The sequence below is a fragment of the Rhodopseudomonas sp. WA056 genome (assembly GCF_010906995.1).
GTDB classification, from domain to species: Bacteria; Pseudomonadota; Alphaproteobacteria; order Rhizobiales; family Xanthobacteraceae; genus Rhodopseudomonas; species Rhodopseudomonas palustris_G.
The window spans coordinates 1-13,440 of record NZ_QPFS01000127.1; the positions used below are offsets into that span (position 1 = coordinate 1).

Genomic DNA, 13,440 nt, shown 5'->3' on the forward strand with positions numbered 1-13,440 from the left:
TCAGCATGCTCGGCGTTCTGAATTTCGCCCATGCCAGCTTCTATATGCTCGGCGCGTTCTTCGGCTATCAGATCAGCCGCTGGACCGGATTCTGGCCGGCGTTGATCGTCGCACCGCTGCTTGCCGGCGCGATCGGCGCCGCCGTCGAACGCTTCGGCCTGCGCCGCGTCCACCGCAACGGCCACGTCGCCGAACTACTGTTCACCTTCGGCCTCGCCTTCGCGATCGAAGAGGTAGTGTCGATCATCTGGGGCAAGGTTCCGGTCGACTACCGCGTCCCGGCACTGCTCGACTTCCCGGCCTTCACGATCTTCTCGACCAACTATCCCGCCTACAAGATGTTCATGCTGGCGGTGTCGATCGTGATCTTCGTCGGCCTCCTGGTCGTGCTGAAAAAGACCCGGATCGGCCTGATCGTGCAGGCGGCGCTCACGCACCCGCATATGGTCGCGCATCTCGGCCATAACGTCGAACGCATCTTCATGCTGGTGTTCGGTGTCGGTACCGCACTCGCCGCCGTCGCCGGCGTGATCGCCGGACCGTCGCTGGTCACGCAATCCAACATGGCTGCGCTGCTCGGCCCGATCCTGTTCGTCGTCGTCGTGGTCGGCGGCCTCGGCTCGCTCCCCGGTGCGTTCATCGCCTCGCTGTTGATCGGCCTGCTGCAGACTTTCGCGGTGTCGGTGAACGGCTCGCTCGCCTCGGTGTTCGGCCCGCTCGGTCCCGACCTGGCGCAAACCTGGCTCAGCGACATTTGGAACGTCACGATCGCGCAGATCGCGCCGATCATGCCGTACCTGCTGCTGGTGCTGATCCTGATCTTCCGGCCGATGGGGCTGTTGGGAACCCGAGAAACATGACCGACCTCGCCTCCAGCGCCGCGCCGCCCCGGCCGACGCTGTCCGACCGTGCCAAATTCTACGCCATCTGGATCGCCACCGCGCTGGCGTTGCTGCTGTTGCCGAAGGTGTTTGCCTCCGGCGGCTCGCTGACGACGTTCAGCCTGGTCGGCATCTCGATCATCTTCGCGTTGTCCTACAACATCCTGCTCGGCCAGACCGGCATGCTGTCGTTCGGTCATGCGGTGTATTACGGCCTCGGCGGCTTCCTCGCGATCCACGTCATCAACATCCTGGCCGGCAACAAATTCCCGATCCCGCTGCCGCTGGTGCCGCTGATCGGCGGCGTCGCCGGGTTGTTCTTCGCAGCCCTGATCGGCTGGGTGATGACGCAGCGCTCCGGCACCGCGTTCGCGATGATCTCGCTGGGTCTGGCCGAGCTGGTCGCATCCTCGGCGCTGATCCTGCGCAGCTTCTTCGGGGGCGAAGCCGGCATCTCGGCCAACCGCACCAAGCTGTTCAGGGTATTTGACCTGTCGTTCGGCCCGCAGATCCAGATCTATTATCTGGTGGCCGCCTGGACCCTGATCGCGATCATCGCGATGTACGCGCTCACCCGTACCCCGCTGGGCCGGATGTGCAACGCGGTGCGCGACAATCCGGAGCGGGTGCAGTTCGTCGGTTACGATCCGCACGTGGTGCGCTACCTGGCGTTCTGCTTCTCCGGCTTCTTCGCCGGCATTGCGGGTGCGCTCGCCGCGATCAATTTCGAGATCGCCAACTCCGCCTATCTCGGCGCGGTGCAGTCCGGCACGGTGCTGTTCGCGGCCTATATCGGCGGCATCGGCTTCTTCATCGGGCCGATCGTGGGGGCGATCTTCGTCACCGTGCTGTCGCTGGCGCTGAGCGACCTGACCCAGGTCTGGCAACTGTATTTCGGCCTGTTCTTCATCATCGTCGTGCTGTTCGCGCCCGGCGGGATCACCGGGGTGCTGATGATGCATCGACCGCTGCTGCGCGCCGGAATGCTGATGCGGATGCTGCCGAGCTATCTGATCGCGGCACTGCCAACGCTGGCGCTTTTGATCGGCCTGATGCTGATGATCGAAACCACCGTGCACTACACCGTCAACCCGCACGAGGATCCGAATCGGGTTGCGTTCGGTATCCCGTTCAATGCCGCCAGCCCGCTGACCTGGGCCGCCTCGGCGGTGCTGGTCGTCGTCGGCTTCATTCTCGCACGGATGGCCTGGAGCCGGGTCGCGCAGACCTGGGACGCCACGCTGACCGCTGCCCGCGCCAAGGTCCACGCCCTATGAGCACCGCGATCGAACTCCGCGGCGTCGAAAAGAGCTTCGGCGTCACCAAGGTGATCCAGAACATCAACCTGACCATCGCCCAGGGCGAACGCCACGCGCTGATCGGCCCTAACGGCGCCGGCAAGTCGACCACGTTCAACCTGATCAGCGGCTATATGCGCCCGACCACCGGCAGCATCCTGCTGCGCGGCGAGGAAATCGCCGGCATGAAGCCGTTCCAGATCAATCGCCGCGGGCTGTCGCGCTCGTTCCAGGTCACCAACGTGTTCGCCAACATGACGGTGTGGGAGAATCTGCGCTGCGCGGTGCTGTGGGCGACCGGGCACCGCTACGCGTTCTGGAAGAACGTCGACAACCTGCCCGAGGTGCGCGAGCGCACCGCGCAGATCCTCGAGGACATCCACCTCACCTCGCGCCGCGACGTGCCGGCGGGGCTTCTCACCTACGCCGAGCAGCGGGCGCTGGAGATCGGCATCACCATCGCCGGAGGGGCCGACGTGATCCTGCTCGACGAGCCGACCGCAGGCATGAGCCACGCCGAGACCGAGCGCGCCGTGATGCTGATCCGCCGCCTCACCGAGGGCCGGACGTTGCTGATCGTCGAACACGACATGAGCGTGGTGTTCGGCCTCGCCGACCGCATTTCGGTGCTGGTGTACGGCCAGGTGATCGCCTCGGGCACGCCGGACGAAATCCGCGGTAATCCGAAGGTCAAGGAAGCCTATCTCGGCGAGGAGGCGGCCTGATGCTCGAGGTCAAGGATCTGCACGCCTATTACGGCAAGAGCCACATCCTGCAAGGCGTCGAGATGCAGATCGGCGCCGGCGAGGTGGTCAGCCTGCTCGGCCGCAACGGCGTCGGCCGCTCCACTACCGTCAAGGCGATCATGGGCGAGGTGCCGCCGCACGGCACCATCCTGTTCAAAGGCAAGAACATCGCCGGCCTGCCGAGCTACAAGATCGCGCATCTCGGACTCGGCTACGTGCCCGAGCATCGCGATATCTTCCCCGGCCTGACCGTCCGGCAGAACTTGATGCTCGGCGTCAAGAACCCGCGCAACCCGGGCAAATGGCGGCTCGAGGACATGCTCGACATGTTCTCCAACCTGAAGGAACGCGCCGACACGCCGGCCGGCGTGCTGTCCGGCGGCGAGAAGCAGATGCTGACGATCTGCCGCACACTGATGGGCGATCCCGAGCTGGTGATGATCGACGAGCCGACCGAAGGGCTGGCGCCGCTGATCGTGCAGCAGGTCGGCGATCTGATCGCCGAAATCGCCCGCCGCGGCGTCGCCATCCTGCTGGTCGAGCAGAAGCTGTCGATCGCAATGCGGATCTCGCACCGGGTCTATGTGATGGGCCACGGCAAGATCGTATTCGAAGGCACTCCCGACGACCTCAAGAGCAACGCCGCCGTCCGCAAGGAATGGCTGGAGGTGTGAGCCGCCGACCACCCCCGAGGCGCTGAATCTGCTCGCGAGATCGCGCTTGACTTCGAGCGCGCTCTAACCTGTAGCAACAGGGCGTCGTGACGGACAGAGCAGGCCATGAAGATCGGGGATCTCGCCAAGCGGACCGGACTGACGGCTCACACGCTGCGCTATTACGAGCGCATCGGGCTGTTGCCGCGCGCATTGCGCGATACCTCGGGGCAGCGTGACTACGACGCCTCGATCCTGACATGGATCGCGTTTCTCGGTCGCCTGAAGACCACCGGGATGCCGATCCGGGATATGCTGCGCTACGCCAAACTCCGCTCCCGCGGGGCTGCCACCGAAGACGCGCGTCGCGTCCTGTTACAGCAGCACCGCGAAAAGGTGCAGGCGCATATCGCCGAACTTCAGGCCTGCCTGACCGTCCTCGACACCAAGATCGCCGGCTATGCGGCCGGCGCCAGCAAGGTGGAGATCGACGATGACGCAACAGCTATCCGACCCGCGCGAACGGTTCGAACGCGGCCTGCGCGCGCTCGCGGCAATTGACGGCGAGGCCGGCCACAAGGTGGTCGACGCTTTGGCTGATATCGCACCGGACTTCGCCACGTACCTGATCGAGTTTCCGTTCGGCGACATCTACAACCGCCCCGGCCTCGACCTGCGCGCCCGAGAGATCGCAACCATCGCGGCGCTGACCGCCATGGGCAATGCCGTGCCACAACTCAAAGTCCACATCGAGGCCGGCCTGAATGTCGGGCTGAGCCGCGACGAGGTCACCGAGATCATCATACAGATGGCGGTCTATGCCGGCTTTCCGGCCGCGCTGAACGGCCTGTTCGCCGCCAAGGAAGTATTCGCCGCCCGCTCGCAGTAGCGGCGACTCGCCGCGAGCTGGCGGTGCGAGCTCGCAATCGGCCCTGCCCGAGGGACGGCTGCGCAGGGGCGCCATCCGCTTTCCAAAACGATCCTTTCCGGACTACGATCATGGAAGGCAAGCTACGCCATCCACCGACCGTGAGCCTGAATGCTGCCCGCACCTTTGACGCGAATCACCGGCTGGTTTCGCGCCTATGCCGACAATCCCGATCCGCTCGCCGCTACCGGCAATCTGGTGGCGCTGGTTCTGGCCAGCAACGGGCCATTCTATCCGCTCTACGTCGCCCTCGTCGCCGGCAGCGGCGGGATGCCGTGGCTGTTGCTGACGCTGCTGTCGTTTCCGTGCTTCCTGGCGGTGCCGGCGCTCGCCCGCATCCACTCGCAGCTCGGTCGGATCACCTTGTCGCTGATCGCGACCGGGAACACGGTGTTCTGCACCTGGCTGCTCGGCGCTCCGTCCGGCGTCGAACTGTTTCTGTTGCCGTGCGCCATGCTCGCCAGCGTACTGTTTCGTCCCAACGAGCGGCTGATCATGCTGCCGCTGGCCGGGCTTCCCGTCGCAGCCTACCTGCTGCTGCACGACCGCTACGGCCCTCCACCGCACATCTATCAGGCCGCAGAATACGCCGGGCTGTTTTCGATGAACGCGTTCAGCGCCGCGATGATCTCGATTTTCATCGGCATGGTGTTCGCGCGACTGTTCAGAGAACCGGCCACCTCGCCATCCGACGTTTGACGTCGCTCGATCGGTCGAGGAGACCGGAGGGACGTTTTGCCTTATCGCTGCCGGTGCGGCCATGCTATCGGGTGACCGAGGCGGTCGGGACTCGCTCGGATGACCACCAGACCTCGCTGGAGGTCTCGATGATCGATGCCGTAGGGCAGAAACGGACAGCCGATCGCCCGGCGGCAATGCCGGGTCCGGACAACGCGACGCCCCCTGCGCCCGGCAACGCCCCACGCGCCGGGCGCGACTGGCTGGATATCGCGACGTTCCTGATCGTGCTGGCAGCGGCGGCCGGGATCGCCGCTCTGATGTTCGCGCAGTACTATTCGGCACCCGACCTGTTGTGGCGCGGCTTCCACCACGACCGCAATTCGCACTACAGCTTTGGGCTCGATCTGGCGCTGGCGGTCCGCAGCTTCGACCCGGCTTGGTTCTTCGGCGAGCTCGAAAAGGCCAAGGTGTGGCCGCCGCTTCACGGCCTGATGCTCAGCGCCGTCCTGCTGATCGGCGGCATCGACCACCGGCTCGGCATCGTGCCGAGCCTGATCGGCTGGGTCATGACGATCGCCTTCGTCTGGCTGATCGCGCGGCGGCCGTTCACCGACCGCACCAGCGGCTTGTTCGCCGCCATGATCGCCGCGATCTTCACCGCCGCCAGCCCGACTTTCCGCCTGATCAGTGCCGACGTCATGCTGGAGGGGCTGGGCGCCGGACTGTCTGCTGCCGGGCTTTGGGCGTATCTGCGCGCCGAGGCGAAGCCGGATTCGCGCGGGCGCTGGCGGCTGCTGGCGCTGATCCTGACTCTGCTGTTCTTTCACAAGGGCAATTACTGGGGACTGCTGATCGCACCGCTGGCGATCGCCTATGCCAGCGAGCATTGGTCGCGGATCGTCGCTGCGGCGCGGCCGGTCTGGGCGGCCACCCGCGGCCGGGCGGTGCTGAAGGCGACTGCCGGCTCGCCGCTGCTGATCCTCGCCGCGGCGGTCGCCGGCCTGGTGGCTTTCCTGTACGCCCGCGGGCCGACCACGCTGGAGCTGTTCGGCCGCTCGGTGTCGCTGTATCCGCCGGAGAATCTGCTCACCGCCGCCTATGCGCTGGTGTTCCTATGGTGGTCGCTCACCTGGTGGCGGCATCGCGCCGCGATCGACCGGACACTCGGTGTGGCAGGTCGGGCGGTGCTGTACTGGCACCTGACACCGGTCGCGATCTCGTTCCTGCTGCCGCACAGGCTGTCGAAATTTCTGTGGTTCGTCGGCCCCGCCAACAACACCGATCCCAATTCCGGACCCTGGCAGGGTCTGCAATTCTACGCGACGGTGTTCGCCGACGGCTTCCATCAAGCGCACTGGCTCGCGGCCGTGGCCATCGTGCTGGCGCTGGTCGGCACGATCGCGATTCCGAGGCTGACGCCCGGCGCCCGCGCAGTGTTCCTGTTCGCGCTGCTGGCCTGGATCGGCGTCATCATCCATCCGCAGCACCAGGGACGGTTCATGTCGACCTGGGTTTTCGCAGTGTGGATCTGTGCCGGCGTCGGCGCGGGCGTGCTGCTGTCGCTGACGGGCCGCTGGCTGTCGCCGCTGCGGCGCGGTGCAATTGCGGCCGTGCTGACGATCGGGCTGCTGACCGTCCATCTGGTGACCCCGGTGCCGAAGGCCGGCGCGGCCTACGCACTGCAGGACGCCGTCGGCCCCAGCGATCTCGAGCTGATCCGCCCCTACCTGGCCGAACTCGACGGCGCCCATGAGGTGGCGGTGTTCACCACTTTTGGAATGAGCAAGCTGTTCGCCTGGGTGCTGCGCGAGCGCTGCCGCTGCCACATGCTGGTGCCGGATCCTTTCCTGGCCGGCGTTGCCTCGCGCGAAGCCGCCCGCGACGCGATGGCCGAACGGATCGCACAGTCGACCGCCGATGTCGTCGTGATCATCGATGCGCCCCGCAGCCGAGACGAAAGCCCATCGTTCGGCTGGGTCCACGCCAAGATGGTCGGCATCGTCGACGCGATGGCCGACCAGACCCGCTACCTCCGCGGCAACAGCTACGCACTGCCGATCGGCGACGCCACGGCGACGATCTGGCGCCGCCGCTGAGCCATCGCCGGATTGCTGCGGTGCGACAAGGATCGTCTCACAGCCGTCTCGGGCGACGGATCCGATCAGTTATCGGGCTCGCACGGTAACAATAGGCGGTTTTGTCCGCAGGCTTGCGTCAAGTCCCTCTTTCCAAACTCAAATAGTCGAATATCGTCGCTGTGCCGGCCAAGCTAGGCTTTGGCCAGCGGCAGCAACGCCTGACAACAAGGCGTGCCTCGAGGAACGCTACGGTATCTGGAATAGGCGCGAGCAACGCGCCGGCCGATGCCGGGGAGGAAACCTGGCTTTGGAACACGCATTGGAAGTGCGCAATGTCTCCTTGCGCTTCGGCGGCGTCCGCGCGCTGAGCGAGGTGAGCTTTGCGGTCAATCACGGCGAACTGTTCTCCATCATCGGACCGAACGGCGCCGGCAAGACCTCCGTGGTCAATTGCATCTCGGGCCGCTATCAGCCGAGCGAAGGCCAACTCTTCTATCACGGCCGCGACATAACCGGCCTGAAGCCGAACGCCCGCGCGTCGCTCGGGATCGGGCGCACCTTCCAGAATCTCGCGCTGTTTCACCACATGAGCGTGCTCGACAACATCATGGTCGGGCGCCACCACCTTCTGAAGAACAACTTCCTCACCGGCGCGCTGTACTGGTTCGGCGCCCGCCGCGAGGAGCTCGCGCACCGCGAAAAGGTCGAGGAGATCATCGACTTTCTCGACCTGCAGTCGGTGCGCAAGGCGACCGCCGGCACGCTCTCTTATGGCCTGCGCAAGCGCGTCGAGCTGGCCCGCGCGATGGCGCTGGAGCCGAAGCTGATCCTGCTCGACGAGCCGATGGCCGGCATGAACTTCGAAGAGAAGGAGGACATGGCCCGCTACATCGTCGACCTCAACGAAGAGTTCGGCATGACGGTGGTGATGATCGAACACGACATGGGCGTGGTGATGGACATCTCCAACCGCGTCGTTGTGCTGGATTTCGGCCGCAAGATCGCCGAGGGCGACCCCGCCGAGGTGCTGGCCGATCCGCACGTCAGGCGCGCCTATCTCGGCGAAGAAGACGAGGTGCTGGTCGATCCCGACGACGCCCCGGACCATCCGCCTGCCAAGGAGCGCGTGGCATGATGGACTATGCCGGCCGCGTCGCTTCCGCCGACACCTTTCCGAAACTGCTCCGCCTCAACGCCCGCCAGTTCGGGGACGACATCGCGCTTCGCGAGAAGGATCTCGGGCTGTGGCGGGTGGTCACCTGGTCCGACTATCAGTCACGCGTCCACGACTTCGCGCTCGGGATGGTCGAGCTCGGGCTCGGCCGCGGCGACGTGATCGGCATCATCGGCGACAACCGGCCCGACTGGGTCGCCGCCGAAATCGCCAGCCACGCGATCGGCGCGATGAGCCTCGGCCTGTATCGCGACGTGCTCGATGAAGAGGCAGAGTACCTGCTCAACTACGGCGAGGCCAAGCTGGTGTTCGCCGAGGACGAGGAGCAGGTCGACAAACTGCTCGGCCTCGCCGACCGCGCGCCGCATCTGAAGCACATTGTCTATTCCGATCCGCGGGGAATGCGGAAATACGACGATCCGCGGCTGCTGCCGGCCGACAAGCTCGCCGAGCTGGGCCGCGACCGGGCCGGGCGCGAGCCCGGGCTGTACGACCGGCTGGTCGACGCCACCCAGGGCGAGGACGTCGCGATCCTGTGCACCACTTCGGGCACCACCGCGCATCCCAAGCTGGCGATGCTGGCGGCGGGCCGGGTGCTGAAGCACTGCGCGACCTATCTGTCGTTCGACCCCAAGGGGCCGGACGACGAATACGTTTCGGTGCTGCCGCTGCCGTGGATCATGGAGCAGGTCTACGCGCTCGGCAAAGGGCTGCTGTGCCGGATGAAGGTCAACTTCGTCGAAGAGCCCGACACCATGATGAACGATTTCCGCGAAATCGCGCCGACCTTCGTGCTGTTCGCGCCGCGGGTGTGGGAAGGCATTGCGGCGGATGTGCGGGCGCGGGTGATGGACGCCTCGCCGCTGAAGCAGAAGCTCTACGAGGCCGGGATGAAAGCCGGCCTCGCGGCGCTGGAGAACGGCCGGCACTCGGCGTTTGCCGACGCCGTGCTGTTCCGCGCGCTGCGCGACCGGCTCGGCTTCACGCGGCTGCGCTCGGCCGCGACCGGCGGCGCCGCGCTGGGACCGGACACGTTCCGGTTCTTCCGAGCCATGGGCGTGCCGCTGCGCACGCTGTACGGCCAGACCGAGCTGCTCGGCGCCTACACGCTGCACAGGCCGGATGCGGTCGATCCCGACACCACCGGCGTCCCGATGGGCGCGGAAATCGAGATCAAGATCGAGAACCCGGACGTCCAGGGCATCGGCGAAGTCGTGGTCCGCCACCCCAACATGTTCATCGGCTACTACAAGAACCCGGAAGCCTCGACCGCCGACATCAAGGACGGCTGGATGCAGTCCGGCGACGCCGGCTATTTCAACGCGAGCGGCCAGCTCGTCATCATCGACCGCATCAAAGACCTCGCCGAACTGTCGCATGGCGAGCGGTTCTCGCCGCAATACATCGAGAACAAGCTGAAATTCTCGCCCTACGTCGCCGAAGCGGTGATCCTCGGTGCCGGCCGCGACATGCTGGCGGCGATGATCTGCATCCGCTACTCGATAATCTCGAAATGGGCGGAGAAGAAGCGGATCGCCTTCACCACCTATTCCGACCTCGCCTCCCGCCCCGAGGTGTACGAGCTGCTGCGCCGCGAGGTCGAGACCGTCAACGCCACCCTGCCGCCGGCGCAGCGGATCGCCCGGTTCCTGCTGCTCTACAAGGAGCTCGACGCCGACGACGGCGAACTGACCCGCACCCGCAAGGTCCGCCGCAGCGTGATCAACGACAAATACGCCGACATCATCGACGGCATCTACGGCGGCAGGAGCGACATTCCGGTCGACACCACCATCCAGTTCCAGGACGGCACCACGCAGCGCATCCGGACGTCGCTGAAGGTGGTGGATCTGGGCCACGCAACTGTGCATGCGGAGGCGGCGGAATGACACGCGCCCCCACCGCCGTCATGGCCGGGCTTGTCCCGGCCATCCACGCCTGGGCCACGCAGCAAAACGTGGATACCCGGGACGAGCCCGGGCATGACGGGGTGAGGCCAGACCAAAAAGCCAGCGCGCGCTCTCGCAGCGCGATCATCGCTTCATTGCGGGCTGAGGCGCCCATAACTGCGCCCTCTCCCCTTGTGGGAGAGGGCAGCGCAGGCGCCCGCCACACGATCAGCCGGGTGAGGGATCGAGCGCAGTATCCCCTCACCCGCCCTCGCCGCGCTCGGGCACCCTCTCCCACAAGGGGAGAGGGAAAGATGGCATTCCTCGCTGGTGGTAACGCGGCATGAACTCACACCTCCTCATCCAGCTTCTCGTCAACGGTCTCGTCGTCGGCACGCTGTACGGCGTCGTCGCGATGAGTTTCGTGCTGATCTACAAGGCCACACAGGTGGTCAATTTCGCGCAGGGCGAACTCCTGCTGATCGGCGCCTGGGTGTGCTGGGCGCTGCTCGCCAAGTATCAGATCCCGTTCTGGCTCGGCATGCCGCTGACGCTGGTGTTCATGTTCGTATTCGGCATCGCGATCCAGATCGTGGTGTTGCGGCCGATGATCGGCGAGCCGATCATCTCGGTGATCATGGTGACGATCGCGCTGTCGACCGTGTTCCAGGCGGCGCTGAAATGGATCTTCGGCACCAGCCCGCAGCCGTTCCCGCAAGTGTTCACCACCCAGTCGGTGTCGTTCGCCGGCTTCCAGTTGCAGACCGTCTATGTGATGAGCCTGGTGGTGTCGGTCGCGATGATGATCGGCATGGCGTGGTTCTTCAAAGTGTCGAAATACGGCCTGGCGATGCGCGCCACCGCGTTCAACCAGCAGGTCGCGCAATCGCTCGGCATCTCGGTCAAGAGCGTGTTCGCGATGGCCTGGGCGATCTCGGCGACGGTGTCGGCCGTCGCCGGCGTGGTGGTCGCCGTGGTCAACGGCGTGTCCTCGGGCCTGTCCGCCTACGGCATCAAGGTGTTTCCGGCGGCGATCCTCGGCGGACTCGATTCGATCGGCGGCGCCGTGCTCGGCGGCATCATCATCGGCCTTCTGGAAAACATCGCCCAGTATATCGACAGCGAATATCTGCACTGGGGCAATCTCTACGAAATCGCGCCGTTCTACGTGCTGATCATCATCCTGATGATCAAGCCCTACGGCCTGTTCGGCACCAAGGACATCGAGCGCATTTGACATGGCAAGCCCGTCACTGATTCCCGCCGGCGATTTCCGCACCAGCTACGCGGCCGACACCACGATCTTCCCGACCCGCACCAGTCGCAACGCCGCGATCCTCGGCATCGTGCTGGTGTGTTTCGCGCCGTTCGTGCTGACCGGCTACTGGCTCAGCATTCTGATCCAGATCGGCATCTTCGGCATCGCCGCGCTCGGACTGAACATTCTGGTCGGATTCACCGGCCAGATCTCGATCGGCCACGCCGCGTTCTTCCTGCTCGGGGCCTACACCTCGGCGTATCTCAACAACCACTTTCCGATTCCCGTGTTCTTCGCGATTCCGCTCGCCGGCGTGATCACCGCACTGGTCGGCCTCGTCTTCGGCTTGCCGGCGGCCCGGCTGAAGGGGCTGTATCTCGTCATCGCGACGCTGGCGGCGCAATACATCCTGATCGACTTCTTCTCCCGCGCCGAATGGTTCACCGGCGGCTCGGTGCCGGCGATGGCCAATCCGTTCTCGCTGTTCGGCTACGAGCTGCGCGGCGACAAGCAGTATTTCTACGTCGTGCTGGCGTATCTGCTGGTCAGCTATATCCTGGTGACCAATCTGATGCGCAGCCGCGACGGAAGAGCGCTGGTGGCGGTCCGCGACCATTATCTCTCGGCCGAGATCATGGGGATCAATCTCACCAAATATCGCACGCTGTCGTTCGGGCTGGCCGCGTTCTTCGCAGGCATCGGTGGCGCGCTGTACGGCCACTATCAGATGGTGGTGTCCAACGAAGGCTTCGGCATCGAACGTTCGATTCTGTTCCTGGCGATGATCATCATCGGCGGCATCGGCTCGATCTCGGGCACGCTGATGGGCACCGCCTTCGTGGTGTTGTTGCCGGAGACGATGGAGTGGCTCAGCGAGGCGCTGAAAGGCGGCGCGATCGACCGCGCGCTGCAGCTCAACACCAACCTGACCTTCCTGCGCGAGATCGCGATCGGCCTGATCATCATCGCGTTCCTGGTGTTCGAGCCCGATGGGCTGGCGCATCGCTGGCGGCAGATCAAGGCGTACTGGAAACTCTACCCCTTCTCGCATTGAGGTTGGCGCAGGGGAACAACAACAAGACCTCGACCAAAACGATCGGAGGACAACCAAGATGAACATCAAGACACTGCTCGGCACCGCCTCGCTGGCGCTGATGCTCGCCGGAGCGTCTGCGACCGCCCAGGCGCAGATCGCGATCGGCCACCTCGCCGATTATTCCGGCGGCACTTCGGACGTCGGCACGCCCTACGGCCAGGCCGTCGCCGACACCTTCGCCTGGGTCAACAAGAACGGTGGCATCGGCGGCAAGCAGCTCAATGTCGACACCAACGACTACGGATACCAGGTGCCGCGCGCGATCGCGCTCTACAAAAAGTGGTCCGGCGGCGACAAGGTCGCGGCGATCATGGGCTGGGGCACGGCCGATACCGAGGCGCTGACCGGCTTCCTCGCCAACGACAAGATCCCCGATATGTCCGGCTCCTACGCCGCGGCATTGACTGATCCCGAAGGCAGCAGCGGCAAGGCCAAGCCGGCGCCCTACAACTTCTTCTACGGTCCGTCCTACTCCGACGCGCTGCGCGCCGAGCTGATGTGGGCGGCGGAGGACTGGAAGGCCAAGGGCAAGCCGGGCGCACCGAAATTCGTCCATATGGGCGCCAATCACCCCTACCCCAACGCCCCGAAGGCCGCCGGCGAAGCGATGGCCAAGGAGCTCGGTTTCGAAGTGCTGCCGCCGCTGGTGTTCGCGCTGGCGCCGGGCGACTACAGCGCGCAGTGCCTATCCTTGAAGAGCTCGGGCGCCAACTACGCCTATCTCGGCAACCTGTCTCTTATACACCTCTGACCCCTCC

The 13,440-nt window shown here is 65.3% G+C and carries 12 protein-coding genes and 1 pseudogene; all 13 read left to right on the top strand.

Annotation, left to right across the window (positions count from 1 at the left end):
* A partial coding sequence (locus tag DU475_RS19885; RefSeq protein ID WP_164633095.1) for a branched-chain amino acid ABC transporter permease occupies positions 1–860 on the top strand: 860 nt, incomplete at its 5' end.
* A complete protein-coding gene (locus DU475_RS19890; protein WP_164633096.1) occupies positions 857–2,158 on the top strand; it encodes a branched-chain amino acid ABC transporter permease in 1,302 nt (433 codons plus the stop codon). The genes DU475_RS19885 and DU475_RS19890, both read left to right, overlap by 4 nt.
* Complete coding sequence (locus DU475_RS19895; RefSeq protein ID WP_013503952.1) at positions 2,155–2,904, top strand: ABC transporter ATP-binding protein; 750 nt, start codon at positions 2,155–2,157, stop codon at positions 2,902–2,904. Before DU475_RS19890 ends, DU475_RS19895 begins: the two co-directional genes overlap by 4 nt.
* The gene (locus DU475_RS19900) at positions 2,904–3,599 is read left to right on the top strand and encodes an ABC transporter ATP-binding protein (protein ID WP_013503953.1); all 696 of its coding nucleotides are present in this window, start codon (positions 2,904–2,906) and stop codon (positions 3,597–3,599) included. The genes DU475_RS19895 and DU475_RS19900 overlap by 1 nt, the downstream gene beginning before the upstream one ends.
* Positions 3,600–3,704: 105 nt before the next feature.
* Entirely contained in the window at positions 3,705–4,139 is a 435-nt protein-coding gene (locus tag DU475_RS19905) for a MerR family transcriptional regulator (RefSeq protein WP_142883351.1), read from the top strand.
* Positions 4,072–4,467 carry a carboxymuconolactone decarboxylase family protein gene (locus tag DU475_RS19910; protein WP_164633097.1) on the top strand — a complete coding sequence of 132 codons (396 nt, stop codon included), beginning with the start codon at positions 4,072–4,074 and terminating at the stop codon, positions 4,465–4,467. Before DU475_RS19905 ends, DU475_RS19910 begins: the two co-directional genes overlap by 68 nt.
* Before the next feature lie 150 nt (positions 4,468–4,617).
* The gene (locus DU475_RS19915) at positions 4,618–5,205 is read left to right on the top strand and encodes a hypothetical protein (protein WP_047308084.1); all 588 of its coding nucleotides are present in this window, start codon (positions 4,618–4,620) and stop codon (positions 5,203–5,205) included.
* Positions 5,206–5,333: 128 nt separating this feature from the next.
* On the top strand, positions 5,334–7,283 hold the full coding sequence (locus tag DU475_RS19920) for a glycosyltransferase family 39 protein (RefSeq protein ID WP_164633098.1): 1,950 nt from the start codon (positions 5,334–5,336) through the stop codon (positions 7,281–7,283).
* A gap of 289 nt (positions 7,284–7,572) precedes the next feature.
* The gene (locus DU475_RS19925) at positions 7,573–8,400 is read left to right on the top strand and encodes an ABC transporter ATP-binding protein (RefSeq protein WP_013503958.1); all 828 of its coding nucleotides are present in this window, start codon (positions 7,573–7,575) and stop codon (positions 8,398–8,400) included.
* Positions 8,397–10,328 carry a long-chain fatty acid--CoA ligase gene (locus tag DU475_RS19930; RefSeq protein WP_164633099.1) on the top strand — a complete coding sequence of 644 codons (1,932 nt, stop codon included), beginning with the start codon at positions 8,397–8,399 and terminating at the stop codon, positions 10,326–10,328. The genes DU475_RS19925 and DU475_RS19930 overlap by 4 nt, the downstream gene beginning before the upstream one ends.
* Positions 10,329–10,671: 343 nt before the next feature.
* The gene (locus DU475_RS19935; protein WP_013503960.1) at positions 10,672–11,565 is read left to right on the top strand and encodes a branched-chain amino acid ABC transporter permease; all 894 of its coding nucleotides are present in this window, start codon (positions 10,672–10,674) and stop codon (positions 11,563–11,565) included.
* 1 nt (position 11,566) lies between these two features.
* A complete protein-coding gene (locus DU475_RS19940) occupies positions 11,567–12,640 on the top strand; it encodes a branched-chain amino acid ABC transporter permease (protein ID WP_013503961.1) in 1,074 nt (357 codons plus the stop codon).
* 58 nt (positions 12,641–12,698) lie between these two features.
* Positions 12,699–13,412, top strand: a pseudogene (locus tag DU475_RS19945) (ABC transporter substrate-binding protein); the annotation flags it as partial.
* Positions 13,413–13,440: the final 28 nt, after the last annotated feature.